The organism is Delftia sp. NA_296.1, assembly GCF_052692095.1.
On record NZ_JBQZGF010000010.1, the window covers coordinates 226,479 to 243,088 of the forward strand.

Annotated in this window: 9 protein-coding genes; 6 read left to right on the top strand and 3 right to left on the bottom strand. The window is 68.4% G+C overall.

Annotated features, from left to right (window positions below):
• Nucleotides 1–511 precede the first annotated feature (511 nt).
• Nucleotides 512–982, top strand: coding sequence for a Rid family detoxifying hydrolase (locus tag ACUTR7_RS23470; RefSeq protein ID WP_012207118.1), 471 nt, complete (start codon nt 512–514; stop codon nt 980–982).
• 27 nt (nt 983–1,009) lie between these two features.
• Complete coding sequence (locus tag ACUTR7_RS23475; protein ID WP_088163943.1) at nt 1,010–2,494, top strand: aminotransferase class V-fold PLP-dependent enzyme; 1,485 nt, start codon at nt 1,010–1,012, stop codon at nt 2,492–2,494.
• Between the two features lie 193 nt (nt 2,495–2,687).
• On the opposite strand, the gene ACUTR7_RS23480 is transcribed toward ACUTR7_RS23475, so the two are convergent.
• Together ACUTR7_RS23480 and ACUTR7_RS23485 are read right to left on the bottom strand one after the other, a co-directional pair.
• Nucleotides 2,688–3,449, bottom strand: coding sequence for a LytR/AlgR family response regulator transcription factor (locus tag ACUTR7_RS23480; protein ID WP_012207116.1), 762 nt, complete (start codon nt 3,447–3,449; stop codon nt 2,688–2,690).
• Nucleotides 3,430–4,584, bottom strand: coding sequence for a sensor histidine kinase (locus ACUTR7_RS23485; RefSeq protein WP_445609924.1), 1,155 nt, complete (start codon nt 4,582–4,584; stop codon nt 3,430–3,432). Before ACUTR7_RS23485 ends, ACUTR7_RS23480 begins: the two co-directional genes overlap by 20 nt.
• Nucleotides 4,585–4,734: 150 nt before the next feature.
• Between ACUTR7_RS23485 and argH the strand changes: the two genes are divergently transcribed.
• The 3 genes from argH to ACUTR7_RS23500 are packed head-to-tail and all read left to right on the top strand — an operon-like array spanning nt 4,735 to nt 8,752.
• The gene (gene argH, locus ACUTR7_RS23490) at nt 4,735–6,216 is read left to right on the top strand and encodes an argininosuccinate lyase (RefSeq protein WP_012207114.1); all 1,482 of its coding nucleotides are present in this window, start codon (nt 4,735–4,737) and stop codon (nt 6,214–6,216) included.
• A gap of 25 nt (nt 6,217–6,241) precedes the next feature.
• On the top strand, nt 6,242–7,240 hold the full coding sequence (locus ACUTR7_RS23495; protein ID WP_099732953.1) for a Bug family tripartite tricarboxylate transporter substrate binding protein: 999 nt from the start codon (nt 6,242–6,244) through the stop codon (nt 7,238–7,240).
• A 21-nt stretch (nt 7,241–7,261) separates the two neighbouring features.
• Nucleotides 7,262–8,752, top strand: a complete 1,491-nt coding sequence (locus ACUTR7_RS23500) for a rhomboid family intramembrane serine protease (protein WP_445609925.1) — start codon at nt 7,262–7,264, stop codon at nt 8,750–8,752.
• On the opposite strand, the gene ACUTR7_RS23505 is transcribed toward ACUTR7_RS23500, so the two are convergent.
• Nucleotides 8,753–10,078 (bottom strand): tetratricopeptide repeat protein, encoded by a 1,326-nt coding sequence (locus ACUTR7_RS23505; RefSeq protein ID WP_445609926.1) that lies wholly within the window; start codon nt 10,076–10,078, stop codon nt 8,753–8,755.
• Between the two features lie 429 nt (nt 10,079–10,507).
• Between ACUTR7_RS23505 and ACUTR7_RS23510 the strand changes: the two genes are divergently transcribed.
• Nucleotides 10,508–16,570, top strand: a complete 6,063-nt coding sequence (locus ACUTR7_RS23510) for an alpha-2-macroglobulin family protein (protein ID WP_445609927.1) — start codon at nt 10,508–10,510, stop codon at nt 16,568–16,570.
• The last annotated feature ends 40 nt before the right edge of the window (nt 16,571–16,610 follow it).

Below are 16,610 nucleotides of genomic sequence, written 5' to 3' on the forward strand. Positions count from 1 at the left end.
GCCCCGTATATCCACGCAGATTCACGTGCGCGTGAAAAGGCGTTTGAATATCCCAAGGGAAACACCATGGAAAATGGTTTTTGGGCGCGAAACAATATCCCATGGATACTGGAAATCCGAGATGCATTTTCTTGGTGCGTACTCCCCTTTTTGGGGTTTTGGATAATCGTTTTGCCGTATTGTGGTGCGCCGTCCCTCTGATGCCTGATGTGCTGCTTGTTGTTGAGCAGATTCCGTGCCAAACCATTGTTTTCAAAGAGTGTTGAAGGGCTGCGTAGCACTGCGTGGGTCCGTGTGCGTAGTGGTGCGTAGGGGAAAATTCATTATCGAATGCTCCAGATCTCTGCCTAGAATTTCTCCGTGAAATCACGAATTCGAATCATTTTGTATCGATGATTCAGGTCACCTCTGAGGACTGGGTTAATGGTGACAAAGTGTTTCCATAACGCCAATGCAGTAATGCGTGGCACGGCAGTGGCAGCTTGTATTTTTGTTTGAGAAGGGCAATACCATGGATATTCGAACGAACCTGGGGCGCATGGCGCTGGCATGCGGGGTGGCGGTGACGGCGGCGGCGCTGGTGGGTTGCGCTGCGCCCAACAAGCGCGAGGTGCTGTCCACCACGCAGATCTACCCGGCCATCGGCCCGTACTCGCAGATGGTGGCGCATGGCAACACCATCTACTTCTCGGGCGTGCTGCCGCTGAACGCACAGGGCACGGCCATCCAGGGCGCCACCATCGAAGAGCAGACGCGCGCCGTGCTGGACCACATCGGCGCCAAGCTCAAGTCCCAGGGACTGGGCTATGAGGATGTGCTCTCGACCTCGGTCTTCATGAAGGACCTCAACGAGTTCGCCGCCATGAACAAGGTCTATGGCGAGTACTTCAAGACCGGCGCCCCCGCTCGGGCCACGGTGGAAGTGGCGCGCCTGCCGCGCGATGTGAAGATCGAAATCTCGGCCATCGTCGGCCGCCGCTGACCGCTTGCGCAACGACAGGAGGACCGCATGAACGCACGACACCCCCAGATCGCGGCCGAGCAGGCCACATCCCTGACCGCCACTGCGGCCGCCGGCGAATCCGGCTATCCCGCGCGCTGGACTTCCAAGCGCCGCGACTTCCTGCGCATGCTGGGCTACGGCACCGGCGCCGCCACGCTGGGCCCGCTGCTGGCCGCCTGCGGCAGCGGCAACGCCCAGACCTCGGCCGCCGCGCTGCGCGAGCAGCTCATGCGCGACGAGGCCTTCTGGACCGACGTGCAGAGCATGTTCATCCTCAAGCCCGAGAAGACCTACATGAACATCGGCACGGCCGGCTCCATGCCCAAGCTGGTGCTCGATGTGTTCGATACCGAAAACCGCAAGAAGGCCGCCGACTCGGGCAACGGCTACAGCAACCTGCTGGACCTGCGCAAGCAGGTGGCGCCGGGCTTTGGCGTGGATGCCGACGAACTGGCCTTCTCGGCCAACACCTCCTCAGGCATGTGCCATGCCATCCTGGGCATCGACTGGCAGCGCGGCGACGTGGTGGTCACCACCAACCACGAGCACGGCGGCGGCGACACGCCGCTGAAGATCGCGCAGGACCGCTACGGCATCGAGGTCTCGCGCATTGCGCTGCCCGTGGGCAACAACCAGACGGCCGCCACCTACGTGAACCTGTTCGACGAGCGCATCCGTGCGCTCAAGGCCCAGGGCAAGCGCGTGCGCGCCATGATGTGGTCCTCCCCCACCTACAAGACCGGCACCATGCTGCCCATTGCCGACCTGATGGGCGTGGTCAAGGCGCATGGCCTGATCAGCATCGTGGACGGCGCCCATCTGCCGGGCATGATGGCCTACAACTATGCGGAGCTGGGCATGGACTTCATGTCCGGCGCGGGCCACAAGTGGCAGTGCGGCCCGGGCTCGACGGGCATCCTCATCATCCGCAACAAGATGCGCGCCTCCAACCCGCTGCCCCTGCCCAAGTGGTACCCGGTGCACACCAGCGCCTACCCGGCGCTGGAGCGTACGACCACGGCCAAGGAGACCTACGACATCGCCGCCTCGGTCACCTCCTGCGGCAGCGTGCACACGCCCATGTTCATGGCGCTGGCCCAGGCCTGCGCGCAGTGGGACAGCATCGGCCGCAAGAAGATCGAGACCTATGACCTGACGCTGTCGTCCTACCTCAAGGAAAAGATCGTCGAGCGCTGGGGCGTGGACTCGCTGTACTCGCCCAAGGACGATCCCAAGCTGCTGTCGGCGCTGACCTGCTTCAACCCGTTCCAGAACAAGGACGACGTGATGAACGGGACCAAGTCATCGACCTTCGTGGCGCGCATGCTCAGCGACTATCCGCAGGGCTTTGTGATCCGCAACTCCAACTTCCCCGTGATCGGCGCGGCGGCAGACCACTACGGCGTGCGCGTCTCCACGCACCTGTGGCATGACGCGCGGGACGTCGATCTGCTGGTGGATGCGATGTGGGATTTGTCTAGAAAGATGTAGCCCCCTGAGGCGCTTACGCGCCTTCCCCCCGTTGCACGGCGCCTCTCTACCCGCTTCGCGGGGGAGGGGGACGACACCCTCGGTGCGGGGCGGCGCGGCCGGCATAGGCCCTTCCTCGGTGTCTCTGAGGTGGGCCGTGCTTGTTTTGAGGGCGCGCTTTCTGGCGCAGAGCGCTGTCCTCTGCCTTTCATCGTCAGCCGGGCTGTCCTTCGTCGCGGATGGCGGCGCGGACCTGGGGGAGCTGGCGGCGGGAGACCATGAGCAGTTCGGGGATGCCGTGCAGGCGCAGGGCCCAGCCTTCGCCTTCGGTGGGGTCGTCGTGGCGTTCCAGGGCGCGCAGGGCGCTGCGGGCCACCAGCGCGTTGCGGTGCACGCGCAGCAGGTGGTCGGCGTGGCGGGTCTCCAGGTCGGCCAGGGCGCCGTCGAGGATGTAGCTGCGGCCCACGGTGCGCACGGTCACGTATTTCTGTTCGGCCTTGAGGTAGAGCACTTCGGACAGGGGCAGGCGCACGGTGGTGCCCCGGTCCTGTATCAGCAGCACGGGGCCGCTGTCGCGCTCGGCCGTCTGGTGCACCGCCGTGCGTGCGGCCTTGGCCAGGGCCTGCTGCAGGCGCTCGCGGCGCACGGGCTTGGTCAGGTAGTCGGCGGCGTCCAGGTCGAAGGCCTCGACCGCATGGCCGGCATGGGCGGTGACGAAGACCACGGCAGGCGGCAGCGGCAGGCGGCGCAGTGCGTGCGCCAGGGCCAGGCCGTCCTGGCCCGGCATGTGGATGTCCAGCAGCGCCAGTTCCACGGCGCGCGGGCCCGGCGCCTGCAGCACGGCCATGGCCTGGCGCGCGTCTGCCGCTTCACTGACCTGGTGCGGGCCGGTGCCCGTGCAGGCTTCCACATCGGCCAGCAGGGTGCGCAGTCGCGCGCGGGCCAGGGCTTCGTCGTCAACGATCAGGATGTGCATGGTCCTTCTTCTTCGATACGGCCTTCGTGGGGTGGCTGGCAGGCGCAGCCAGCGGCAGGCTGATGCGCACCACGAAATGGCCCTTGAGCGTGCGCGCCGTGAGGTGGGCCTGCAGGTCGTGCAGCAGCGACAGCCGGGCGCGCACATTGGCCAGCGCAATGCCGTTGCCGCGCGTGCCAGCTGCGCTGGCGGAATCGATCTCGGTGGGCAGGGTGTTGGTGATGCGCACCTCCACCAGATCGCCACGGCGCTCGGTGCGCACCTGCAGCTTGCCGCCGCGTGCGCTGGGCTCCACGCCATGGCGTATGGCGTTTTCCACCAGCGGCTGCAGCAGCAGCGGCGGCAGCAGGGCGCCGTGGGCGGCAGGGTCCAGTTGCCAGCGCACCTGCAGCCGTTCGCCGAAGCGCACCTGCTCGATGGCCAGGTAGCGCTGGGCCAGCTCGATCTCCTCGGCCAGCGTGGTCGTGCTGTGCGGCTCGGCCAGCGCGTAGCGGAACAGGTCGCTGAGGTCTTCCAGCAGGGCCTCGGCCTTGGCGGGCTCGGCGCGCACCAGGGCGATGGCGCTGTTGAGCGTGTTGAACAGGAAATGCGGACGTATGCGCGACTGCAGCTCGGCCAGCCGCGCCTGCGTGTCGGCGGGGGTGTGGCCGCGTGCGCGCAGCACCAGGGCGGCCACCAGCAGGGCCGCCAGCAGTCCGCCGGACATGGCGCTGGCCAGCCAGGGGGCGCTGGTGCCGCCGGCCAGTTGCAGCATGGCGCAGGCATACAGCCCGGCCGCCATGCCCAGCAGCACGCCGGCTGCGTACTGCCCGGTGGACGGCAGGCGCTGCAGCGGATGCTTGAGCAGGCAGGCCGCCACCAGCCAGACCAGGGTGCCGGGCAGGCTGGCGCCGGTCAGCAGGGCCATGTTCTCCAGCCACTGCAGCAGCGAGTCGGCGCCGAACATCGCAGCCGTGGCCGCCACGGCCTGCACGAAGAGCACGGCGCGCAGTACCACGCCGACGTTGCAGGCGTCGAAGACCAGCGCCGCAGGCAGGGGCGGCGGGGCGGTGGTGGCGGTCGGCTGGGTCGGCAAGGGGCGGCAGGTAGTGTTTCGGCGGGTGGGGTTCGCGCCGCATGCCCGGATTATGGTCATGCCGGGCGGGCCTGCACAGCGGTCACACCGCCCATGCAGGCCCCTGCACGGGCGTGGCGCCGCCCAGGTCGATAGAATCTTCGCTTCCTGCCCGCGCGGGGGGCGTGCCGCCCGCCGCCTGCACCGCCTAATCGAAGATCGCGTCCTCACATGTCTGCCAATCAACCAACGTCCGCCTCGCACAACCAGCTCGACACCAAGGCCCAGGCCTGGTCCGCTCTCTTTGAAGAGCCGATGAGCGATCTGGTCAAGCGCTATACCTCCAGCGTGTTCTTCGACAAGCGCCTGTGGCAGGCCGACATCACGGGCAGCCTGGCGCATGCCGAGATGCTGGCGGCCCAGGGCATCATCGCCGCCGCCGACCACGAGTCCATCCGCAAGGGCATGGCGCAGATCACGCAGGAAATCGAGTCCGGCCAGTTCGAGTGGAAGCTCGACTTGGAAGACGTGCACCTGAACATCGAGGCCCGCCTGACCCAGCTGGTCGGCGACGCCGGCAAGCGCCTGCACACGGGCCGCAGCCGCAATGACCAGGTGGCCACCGACGTGCGCCTGTGGCTGCGCGGCGAGATCGACCTCATCGAAGGCCTGCTCGGCGAGCTGCAGCTGTCCCTGGTCGAAGTGGCCGAGAAGAACGTGGACGTGATCCTGCCCGGCTTCACCCACCTGCAGGTGGCCCAGCCCGTGAGCTTTGCCCACCACCTGCTGGCCTATGTGGAAATGTTCAAGCGCGACGCCGAGCGCATGCTGGACCTGCGCCGCCGCGTCAACGTGCTGCCGCTGGGCAGCGCCGCCCTGGCCGGCACCACCTACCCGCTGGACCGCGAGCGCGTGGCCCGCACCCTGGGCATGGAAGGCGTCTGCCAGAACTCGCTGGACGGCGTCAGCGACCGCGACTTCGCCATCGAATTCACCTCGGCCGCCAGCCTGTGCATGGTGCACGTGAGCCGCCTGTCCGAAGAGCTGATCATCTGGATGAGCCAGAACTTCGGCTTCATCCGCATCGCCGACCGCTTCACCACCGGCTCGTCGATCATGCCGCAGAAGAAGAACCCCGACGTGCCCGAACTGGCACGCGGCAAGACCGGCCGCGTGGTCGGCCACTTGATGGGCCTGATCACCCTGATGAAGGGCCAGCCCCTGGCCTACAACAAGGACAACCAGGAAGACAAGGAGCCGCTGTTCGACACGGTGGACACCCTGAAGGACACGCTGCGCATCTTCGCCGAGATGATCGGCGGCCAGGCCGACCCGGCCACGGGCGGCAAGAAGGGCGGCATCACCGTCAACGCCGAAGCCATGCGCGCCGCCGCGCTCAAGGGCTACGCCACGGCCACCGACCTGGCCGACTACCTGGTCAAGAAGGGCCTGCCCTTCCGCGACGCGCACGAGACCGTGGCCCATGCCGTCAAGCTGGCCTCGCAAAAGGGCGTGGACCTGACCGAGCTGCCGCTGGCCGAACTGCAGGCCTTCAACCCCGGCATCGAGGCCGATGTCTTCGAGGCGCTCAGCCTGGAAGGCTCGCTCAATGCGCGCAACACCCTGGGCGGCACGGCGCCGGCCCAGGTGCGCAAGCAGCTCGCAGGCCACCAGGCGCGCTTGAATGCACGCCTGAACGCACGCCTGGGCTGATCCCCCCGTTCGCCGGAGCCGCGCCATGACATCCTCCCGCCGCCAACTGCTGACCGGGGCGCTGCGCGCCGCCGGCGCAGTGACTGCCGTTGCCGCCTCGTCGGCCCTGGCTCCGCTGGCCTGGGCACAGCCCGGGCAGGCCATCCGCATCCTGGTGGGCTTTCCGCCGGGCGGCGGCACGGATGCCATCGCACGCCTGCTGGCCGACCGGCTCAAGGACGTGCTGGGCACAACGGTGCTGGTGGACAACCGCCCCGGCGCGGGCGGGCAGATCGCGGCGCAGCAGCTCAAGGCGGCTGCGGCCGATGGCCACACGCTGTTCCTCACGCACGACCACACCATCTCCATCCTGCCCCAGGTGGTGAAGAAGCCGGGTTTCGACCCTGGCCATGACTTCGTTCCCGTGGCCGGCTTTGCCACCTTCGTGAACGCGCTGGCTGTCTCCGCCAACACGCCGGCGCGCAACCTTGCCGAGTATGTGGAGTGGGTGCGCCAGGGCGCAAAGCGCGGCAGCATCGGCATACCCGCGCCCGCGTCCACGCCGGAATTCCTGGTCAGGCTGCTGGGCGAGCACTACAGGCTGGACCTGGTGGCCGCGCCCTACCGGGGCAGCGCGCCCATGCTGGCCGACATGCTGGGCAACCAGATTCCGGCCGGCATCGCCTCGGTGCAGGACTTCATGGAAAACCACAAGGCCGGCAAGCTGCGCGTGATCGGCGTGCTGGGCACGCGCCGCCAGGCCACCATGCCCGAAGTGCCCACGCTGGCCGAGCAGGGCGTCAAGGGCTTCGAGGACACGCCCTACTACGGCATCTACGCGCCGCGCGGTACGCCCCAGGCCTTCATCGACCGCTTCTCCGCCGCCGTGGCCACCGTGCTCAAGCAGCCCGATGTGCACGAGCAGCTCACCGCCCTGGGCCTGACCGTGGGCCACATGCCGCCCGCACAGCTGGCCGAGCGCGAGCAGGCCTATACCCAGGTCTGGAAACGCATCATCCAGACCAGCGGCTTCCAGCCGCAGTAAGCGCGCGTCCAGCGGTCCCGCATGTTCTACGCGATTCCGCTGGAGGACCGGCCCCGCTGGAGCAATCCGCCGTGGATGACGCTGCTGATCATCCTCGTGAACGTGCTGGTGTTCTTCGGGCCGCAGCGCTCCGAGGAGCGCGCCCAGCAGGCGGCGGCGCAGTTCTATGCCGCCAGCGCGCTGCCGGGCATCGAGTTGCCGCGCTTCGTGGACTGGCTGCAGCGCACGGATTCGCCCATTGCCAAGCAGGCGAAGGTGCTGCAGAAAAAGGGCCTGGTCGAGCCGCTGTTGCAGCGCATGGAGCGGGAGCCGAAATTCCTGGCGCTGCTGCGCAGCGGGCAGATCGTGCCCGAAAGCGATCCCCTGCACGAGCGTTGGCAGACCGACCGCAGCCGCTACGAGGCGTTGCAGCCGGAACCTTTCACCACGCGCTGGGCCAAAAACTATGCGCTGGACGCGCCGATGCGCCCGGTGACCTGGATCACCGCAGCGTTCCTGCATGTCGACACCAGCCACCTGGTGGGCAATATGCTGTTTCTCTTCATGTTCGGCTTCTCGGTCGAGTTGATGCTGGGGCGCGGCACCTATCTGTTGTTTTATCTGCTGGGCGCCGTGGGTGGCTCGGTGCTCTCGGGCTGGGCCTATGCAGGCACAGGCAGTTACGGTTTGGGCGCCTCGGGCGCCGTGGCCGCCCTGATGGGCATGTACGCCGTCATGTACCGGCTGCGGCGTGTCCGTTTCTTCTATCAGCTGTTTTTTTATTTCAACTACGTCACTGCGCCCGCCTTGATCCTGCTGCCAGCCTGGATCGCCAATGAAGTGCTGCAGCATTTTTTCAGTGGCCAGAGCGCAGGCTACATGGCCCACCTGGGCGGCCTGCTCACAGGCGCGACCCTGATGGCCCTGCATCTGCGCCGCAAGCCACGGGCGGCGTTGGCGGTCCGCCATTCGGCGCCGGACGATGGCTTCGACGCACATGTCGCCAACGCGCGACGCCTGGGCCAGGCGCTGGACATGGAGGGCGCCCTGCGCGCCTGGCGCGCCGCAGCCCAGCTGCGGCCTGCCGACACCGAGGTGCTGCGCGCCTGGTTTGCCGCAGCCCGCTATGCGCCTGCCAGCGAGGACTTCCACCGGGCGGCCCGGCGCATCTTCAGGCTGCCGGCCCGTGATGCCGCCACCCTGGCCTGGCAGCACGCCAGCTACCGCATCTACCTGGACCTGGCCCGCCCAGGCGCCAGGATCGCGCCCGAGGACATGGCCAGGCTGGTGCGCCGCTTCACGCGTGCCCGTGCGTTCGACGATGCCGAGAAGCTGTGCCACGCGCTGCTGCAGGCAGCACCCGGCCAGCCGGGCCTGGGCGAGACGCTGTGCCTGCTGGTCAACGGCCTGCTGCAGCAGGGGCTGGCACAGCGCGCCCGCGCCTGGCTGCCACAACTGCAGCGCTGGGCGCCCGATGAGGCCGTGACCCGGCTGTTGCTCGACGGGCAGGCCCGGTCCCAGGCCACGGCGTGATCAGTGCGGGGCCGGGCGCGGGTCCGGTCCCTGTTCCGGTTCCGGGTCACGCAGCAGCCACCGCACCTCCTGCGTGGCCTCGCTGTCGGGATGGCGCGCCTGCAGCGTGGCCAGGATGCCCTGGGCCATGTCCCGGCGCCCGAAGCCCTGCAGCATCAGGCGCGCCGCCAGTTCATAGGCATGGGGCACGGCGGCATGGCCCTTGAAGCGTTTGTCGAAGCCCGAGATCAGGGTCAGCGTCGCCTGTGCATCGCCCGCGCGCCAGGTGCTGCGCGCCAGGGCCAGTGTCTGGTCGGCATCGTCCAGCGCAAAGCTCGCTTCCTTGGCGCGGCAGGCCTGGAACACCTTGAGCGCCTCGGCGGTCTGGCCCTGGCGCAGCAGCAGGGCGATGAAGCGCCGGCCGTGGTCCAGCAGCGTGGCCGTCTTGTCCGACAGCAGCAGCAAGCGGTGGTAGCGGCGCTGGGCATGCGTGTCGTCGGGGTGGGTGCGCTGGTCCTCGTAGGCCAGGCCCAGCGCGGCGGCCAGGTCGCCAGCGGCCACGTGCTCGGCCACGTCCTCGTCCAGCTGCTGGCGGGCGATCTGTTCGGGCGTGCGCGCAGGCGCCCCGTCGGGCCCGCTGTCTGCCTGGGGCACGGCGTCGATGCCCAGCGCCTCATGGTGCTGGTACATCACATAGCCCAGCAGGCTGGCCATGACCCAGCCGAAATAGATCATGGCGAAGTTGAACAGCGGCAGCAGGATCAGCCCGCTGAACAGCGGCAGCAGCAGCGACATGGCAATCTGCGCACCGCTGCTCAACAGGAACAGAAAAAAGCACAGCAGCGCATAGGGCTTGCCGATGATGCGCACCGTGTCCAGGATCAGCAGCGGATTGAGTGCGGAGAAAAAGCCCGTCGTCTGCACCAGCACGATGATGCTGGCCGGCAGCAAAAAGGACAGCAGCAGCAGGGCCAACTGCGCCATGCCCAGGCTCACCCGCGCACACCAGCCGACGATGATGCCGTGCACCACCAAAATGGCGAACAGCTTCCAGGGCAGATGGGTCCAGTCCGGGTCCAGGTGGCGAGGATAGTCCGCAGCGCGCGATATGCCCTGCGAACCCAGCGCTGCCACCTTGAAACCATAGCGGCTGGCGGCCAGCAGGATACCGATCTGCACCAGCCCGATGGCCAGGGGTGCGGGCAGGAAGAACAGCGTCTTGAACAGCAGGCTGCCCAGCGACAGCAGCAGCGCATAGCCCAGCGGCTGTGACTGGAACGGAAAGGCGAAGAACTGGTTGATCCGGTGCCAGAACGGCTGAGGCACGGCAACGTGGTTCGGCTTCATGGACGGACTCTCTCCCTGTGTTGTATCCGCGCAGTATAGGCAGCACGCTGTATGTAGTCTGACGGGACCTGTGGTGGGAGGTGAGCCCTGTGATTGCACGGATATGACGCGTTGATGCGCCGATGTCTTACAGATGGATACACCGCAGACCCGGTTCCGGGCACCCGCAGCAGGGCCTGCAGCGGATGCGGGCCGGTATCATCCCGCGCAGTGGTTTTCAGCCGCAGCGGATGCGGCCCTGCATTCGGTGCATTCGGTGCATGCGGGCGACAGGCCTGCGCCTTGTTCCAGCCCTTGCCGCCGAGCCCTGCCTGCAGCGCAGGGTTTTTCATTTGCAGCGTGTCATGCGGACAGCTCGCATCGCAGTGCTGAAAGCCTGCTCATTCCAAGAAAACAGCGGGCCATCTGAGCCCGACAGAAGGGATTGCCATGGGGGTGCTTCGCACGAAAGCGATCAGTGGGTTGCAGGGGGCTCCGGCGCACAGCCGGCCCTGGAGCCGGTGGGGGTTGGGGCTGCTGCTGGGATCGGCGGCGCTGACGGCGCAGGCCGTGGGCGTGCGCCAGTTCAGCCCGCAGGGAGAGGTGGCCAAGGTCGAGCAGGTGGTGGTGCAGTTCGATGGCACGGCCGTGCGCTTTGGCGACCCCAAGGCGGCCGCGCCGGTCACGCTCAGCTGCAGCGATGCGGCGGCCACCCAGGGCACGGGCCGCTGGAACAGCGACCGCGAATGGGTGTTCGACTTCAAGCAGGCCCTGCCGCCAGGCGTGCGCTGCACGGCCCAGCTGGTGGCCGGCTACAAGTCGCCTGCGGGCACGGCCGTGACGGGCGCTGCCAGCTACCAGTTCCAGACCGGCGGCCCGGCCGTGCTGGACATGGCGCCCGACACCTATGAACAGATCGACGAGGAGCAGTACTTCGCGCTGCGCCTGTCGGGCCCGGCCACCGTGCAAAGCCTGCAGCAGCACATGTGGTGCACGGCCGAAGGCGTGGGCGAGCGCATTCCCGTGCGCCTGATCGAAGGCAAGGAGCGCGACGAGCTGCTCAAGCACCGCGGCTGGGACAAGGCCGCCGCCAAGAACCCGCTGCAGTACGCCACGCTGGCCTGCAACCGCCGGCTGACGGCGGGCACGACCATGAAGCTGGTTTTTGGCGCCGGCATCGCCACGCCCAATGGCGTGGCCAGCCGCCAGGACAAGCGCTTCGAGTACCGCGTGCGCGAGCCCTTTGCGGCCGAGTTCAGCTGCGAGCGCGAGAACGCCCAGGCCGCCTGCCTGCCGATCCGCCCCATGCGCCTGAACTTCAATGCCCCCGTGCCGCGCAAGCTGGCCGAGGGCATTCGCCTGAGCAGCGGCGCCTCCAAGGTGGCGCCCGTGATCGACGGCGAATACGGCGAAAAGCTCAGCGAGGATTCGCTGGTGCAGAACCTGAGCTTCCCGGCCACCATGCAGGCCCAGGCGCGCTACACGGTGGAGCTGCCTCCGCAGTTCAAGGACGCGGCGGGCCGCAGCCTGAGCAATGCCGACATGTTCCCGCTGCAGGTGGCCACGGGCGCGCTGCCGCCGCTGGCCAAGTTCGCGGCCTCGCCCTTCGGCATCGTCGAGCGCTATGCAGAGGGACCGGACGGCCCGGCCCTGCTGCCCGTGACGCTGCGCAATGTGGAGTCCGAGCTGGCCACCAAGTCCCTGGACGCCAGCCGCGTGAGCACCAAGCAGCCCGGCAGCGATGCCGAGATCATTGCCTGGATGCGCCGCGTGGCCGACTACGAGTCCTCCGACATGGACCGCAAGCGCGCCTCGCGCGACATCAAGGGCCCGCTGCCGCCCGTGATCGACAACGAAAACCGCGACTATGTGCAGACGCGCATGCTGTCGCTGCTGGCCGGCCAGGGCGACGTCAAGACGCTGGAGCTGCCCAAGCCCGTCAAGGGCGATCCGCGCCCCTTCGAGGTAGTGGGCATTCCGCTCACGCCGGGCTTTCATGTGGTCGAGATCGCCTCGCCGCTGCTGGGCCAGTCGCTGCTCGATGAGCGCTACGGCTCGGCGCGCAGCATGTATGTGCGCACCTCCGCCCTGGTGACCAATCTGTCCGTGCACTTCAAGCTCGGCCGCGAGAACGCGGCCGCCTGGGTGACCACGCTGGACAAGGGCCAGGCCGTGGCCAATGCCAAGATCCAGGTCTCCGACTGCAATGGCAAGGTGCTGACCTCGGCCACCACCGACGCCAGCGGCGTGGCGCGCCTGGAAGGCCTGTCGCCCGAGCCGCCCCAGTGCACGGGCGGTGTCGGCTACCGCTCGCCTGCCTACTTCGTCAGCGCACGCGCCCAGGGCAAGGACGGCCAGCAGGAGCTGGCCTTCACCTGGAGCGACTGGCAGCGCGGCATCGAGTCCTGGCGCTTCAACGTGCCCACCAGCCGCAGCGCCCAGCGCGACGAGGTGGCCCACACCATCTTCGACCGCACGCTGCTGCGCGCCGGCGAGACCGTGTCCATGAAGCACCTGATGCGCACCCAGACCGGCATCGGCCAGGGGCAGGGCGGCTTTGCGCTGCCCGAGCAGCGGCCCACGCAACTGGTCATCACCCATGAAGGCAGCGGCCAGCAGTACACGCAGCCGCTGCAGTGGCGTTCCACGGGCACGGGCGGCCTGAGTGCGGAAAACAGCTTTTCCGTGCCCAAGGGCGCCAAGCTCGGCTCGTATTCCGTGGAGCTGCGCGGCGATGGCAACGGCTCGCGCGGGCGCAACAACCGCTTCGGCACGGGCAGCTTCCGTGTCGAGGAATTCCGCCTGCCCGTGCTCGAAGGCCGTGTGGGCCCCGAAGGCAAGCAGGCCCTGGTCGGCGTCTCCAGCCTGCCGGTGCAGGTGCAGGTGAACTACGTCTCCGGCGGCCCGGCCGCCAACCTGCCGGTGCGCGTGTCCGCCCTGGTGCGCTCCACCTGGATGGACCGCAGCGACTGGCAGGGCTTCAGCTTCTCGGCACCGCGCAGCGCCCAGGACACGGGCCAGAGCGATGACGAGGAGGCCACGGCCTCCCAGGACAGCAAGGTGGTGGCCGACAAGCTGCCCGTGACGCTGGACCGTGAAGGACTGGGCAAGCTCAAGATCGAGAACCTGCCCAAGCTGCGCGAGCCGCGCGAGCTGCTGATCGAGGCCACCTATGCCGACCCCAACGGCGAGGTGCAGACCCTGCGCAGCACGCAGATGCTGTGGCCCGCGGCCATCGTGGCCGGCGTGCGTGCCGAAAGCTGGATCACCACGGGCCGCAAGCTCCAGTTCCAGGCGCTGGCGCTGGGCGTGGACGGCAAGCCCCAGGCCGGCGTGCCGGTCAAGGTCGAGGCCATCTCCCGCGTCACCACCAGCAGCCGCAAGCGCCTGGTGGGGGGCTTTTACAGCTACGACAACCAGACCACGCTCAAGTCCATGGGCACGGTATGCACGGGCAACAGCGATGCCCAGGGCATGGTGCAGTGCGAAGCCCAGCTGTCGCAGCCCGGCGAGGTGGAGCTGATCGTCACCGCCTCCGACAAGGATGGCCGGCCCGCCCAGGCCGCCTCCAGCGTCTGGGTCACGCGCCAGGGCGAACTGTGGTTCGGCGGCGAGGACCATGACCGCATGGACGTGCTGCCCGAAAAGCGCAGCTACGAGCCCGGCGAGACCGCGCGCTTCCAGGTGCGCATGCCCTTCCGCTATGCGACGGCCCTGGTCGCCGTGGAACGCGAAGGCATCGTCAGCACCCAGGTCATGCAGCTCAATGGCCAGAACCCCACCGTGGAGCTGAAGGTCCAGCCCGACTGGGGCCCCAACGTCTACGTGAGCGTGCTGGCCCTGCGCGGGCGACTGCGCGAGGTGCCCTGGTACAGCTTCTTCACCTGGGGCTTCAAGGCGCCGCGCGAGTGGTGGAACGCCTTCTGGCACGAGGGCAAGGAGTACATCGCGCCCACGGCCCTGGTCGATCTGTCCAAGCCCGCCTACCGCCTGGGCATGGCCGAGATCCGCGTGGGCACCAAGGCCCACCGCATCGACGTCAAGGTCACGGCCGACCAGGCCAGCTACCAGGTGCGCGGCACCGCCAAGGTCACCATCAGCGCCACGCTGCCCGACGGCAAGCCAGCCGCTGGCGCCGAGGTGGCGCTGGCGGTCGTGGACCAGGCCCTGCTGGAGCTCATGCCCAACACCAGCTGGCAACTGGCCGACGCGATGCTGCGCCGCCGCGAGTGGGGCGTGCAGACCTCGACCGCGCAGATGGAGGTGATCGGCAGGCGCCACTACGGCCGCAAGGCCGTGGCCGCTGGCGGCGGCGGTGGCCGCAGCCAGACGCGCGAGCTGTTCGAGACGCTGCTGCTGTGGAATCCGAGCGTGGTGCTCGATGCCCAGGGCAAGGCCCAGGTCAGCGTGCCGCTGAACGACTCGCTGACCACCTTCCAGGTGGTGGCGGTGGCCGACCATGGCGTGTCGATGTTCGGCACGGGCCAGGCGCCCATCCGCACGGCCCAGGACCTGCAGATCATCAGCGGCCTGCCGCCGCTGGTGCGCGAGGAGGACCAGTTCCGTGCCATGGTCACGCTGCGCAACACCTCGGCCAAGGCCATGAAGGTGCAGGTCACGCCGCGTGCCACGCTGCTGGAGCTGGCAGCGCAGACCGTGGAGATTCCCGCGGGCGAGGCGCGCGAGGTGGCCTGGAACGTCACTGCGCCGGCCCAGCTGGGCCAGACGCGCGCCGAGGCGCTGATCTGGGAGATCGAGGCCCGTGACACCGCAGGCGGCGACAAGCCGGCCAGCGACAGGCTGAAGGTCAGCCAGCGCATCATCCCGGCCGTGCCGCTGACGGTGCAGCAGGGCACGCTGATGCAGGTCGATGGCAGCATCAACCTGCCCGTGCAGCTGCCGGCCGATGCGCTGTCCGGCCGCGGCGGCCTGCGCATGTCGCTGGCGCCCAAGCTGGCCGAAGGCCTGCCGGGCGTGCGCGACTGGTGGGCGCGCTATCCCTACAGCTGCCTGGAGCAGGTCACCAGCAAGGCCGTGGGCATGAGCGACGCCACGCTGTGGCAGTCCACCATGGGCCAACTGCCCAGCTACCTGGACAGCGACGGCCTGGCCAGCTACTTCCCGCTGGCGGGCGACGGTTCGGGCCGTGCGGCCCGCGGCAGCGATACGCTGACGGCCCACCTGCTCAACCTCTCGGCACTGGCACAGGGCGTGGACAAGCGCTTCGTGCTGCCGGTGGCCGAGCGCGAGCGCATGGAAAACGGCCTGATCGCCTTCGTCGAAGGCCGCATCCAGCGCAGCTTCTGGAGCCCGCGCAAGGATCTGGACATGCGCAAGCTGGCCGCCATCCAGGCGCTGGCGCTGACGGGCCGCGCCAATCCGCGCATGCTCGACAGCATCACCATCGCGCCCAACGACTGGCCCACGCATGCCGTCATCGACTGGGTGGCCCTGCTCAAGCACATGCGCGAGCTGCCCCAGCGCGAACAGCAGCTGGCCCAGGCCCAGCAGATCCTGCGCGCCCGCCTGAGCTACCAGGGCACGCGCGTGGCCTTCAGCAACGAGCAGGACGACCAGTGGTGGTGGCTGATGCAGGGCCCCGAGGTCAACCTGGCCCGCCTGATGCTGGTCAACATGGACGACCCGACTTGGAAGGAAGAGCTGCCGCGCCTGGCCAACGGCTTCATCTCGCGCCAGAGCAACGGCGCCTGGGGCACGACCACGGCCAACCTGTGGGGCGCGCTGGCACTGCAGCGCTTCTCGCAGCAGTTCGAGGCCACGCCCGTGACGGGCGCCACCCAGGCGGCTTTGGGCGCGTCCCAGGCCCGCGTGGAGTGGAGCCAGGTCACGCGCATGCGCGCCAGCGACACCGAGGGCGCGGCGCACCAGGCGTCCAGCTTCGGCGCGACCACGGTGGTCGGCGGCCTGCGCAACAACACCATGTTCCTGCCCTGGAGCGCGGTGGGTGATGCCCGCAAGGGCCAGCTGACGGTGACCCAGCAGGGCACCGGCAAGCCCTGGCTCACGCTGCAGTCGGTGGCGGCCGTGCAGCTGAAGGCGCCGTTCAGCGCCGGCTACACCGTCACGCGCACGGTCAAGCCCGTGGAGCAGGCCGACAAGAGCCTGCCCGCAGGCCAGTACTCGCGCGGCGACGTGCTGCGCGTCACGCTGGAGGTGCAGGCCCGCACCGACATGACCTGGGTGGCCATCACCGACCCCGTGCCCACGGGCGCCACCATCCTGGGCGGCGGTCTGGGGCGCGACTCGGAGATCGCCTCGGGCGGCGAGCGCGCGGAAGGCGCGGGCTGGCTGGCTTATGAAGAGCGCAGCTTCGAGGCCTACCGCGCCTACTACCAGTACCTGCCCAAGGGCAATACGCGCGTGGAGTACACCGTGCGGCTGAACAATGCCGGCGACTTCGCGCTGCCGCCCACGCGGGTGGAGGCGCTGTATGCGCCCGAGATGTTCGGCGAGGTTCCCAACGCCCGCATCAAGGTGAGCGACAAGCGCTGATGCAGCGTTGATGGCGCCCTGACAAGGGGGCGGCCCTGCG

Excerpts from the sequence above, each read along its gene's own strand:
- ACUTR7_RS23485 (WP_445609924.1), bottom strand. The coding sequence starts at position 4,584 with ATGACCATAATCCGGGCATGCGGCGCGAACCCCACCCGCCGAAACACT.
- ACUTR7_RS23495 (WP_099732953.1), top strand. The coding sequence starts at position 6,242 with ATGACATCCTCCCGCCGCCAACTGCTGACCGGGGCGCTGCGCGCCGCC.
- ACUTR7_RS23505 (WP_445609926.1), bottom strand. The coding sequence starts at position 10,078 with ATGAAGCCGAACCACGTTGCCGTGCCTCAGCCGTTCTGGCACCGGATC.
- ACUTR7_RS23475 (WP_088163943.1), top strand. The coding sequence starts at position 1,010 with ATGAACGCACGACACCCCCAGATCGCGGCCGAGCAGGCCACATCCCTG.
- argH (WP_012207114.1), top strand. The coding sequence starts at position 4,735 with ATGTCTGCCAATCAACCAACGTCCGCCTCGCACAACCAGCTCGACACC.
- ACUTR7_RS23470 (WP_012207118.1), top strand. The coding sequence starts at position 512 with ATGGATATTCGAACGAACCTGGGGCGCATGGCGCTGGCATGCGGGGTG.
- ACUTR7_RS23510 (WP_445609927.1), top strand. The coding sequence starts at position 10,508 with ATGGGGGTGCTTCGCACGAAAGCGATCAGTGGGTTGCAGGGGGCTCCG.
- ACUTR7_RS23500 (WP_445609925.1), top strand. The coding sequence starts at position 7,262 with ATGTTCTACGCGATTCCGCTGGAGGACCGGCCCCGCTGGAGCAATCCG.
- ACUTR7_RS23480 (WP_012207116.1), bottom strand. The coding sequence starts at position 3,449 with ATGCACATCCTGATCGTTGACGACGAAGCCCTGGCCCGCGCGCGACTG.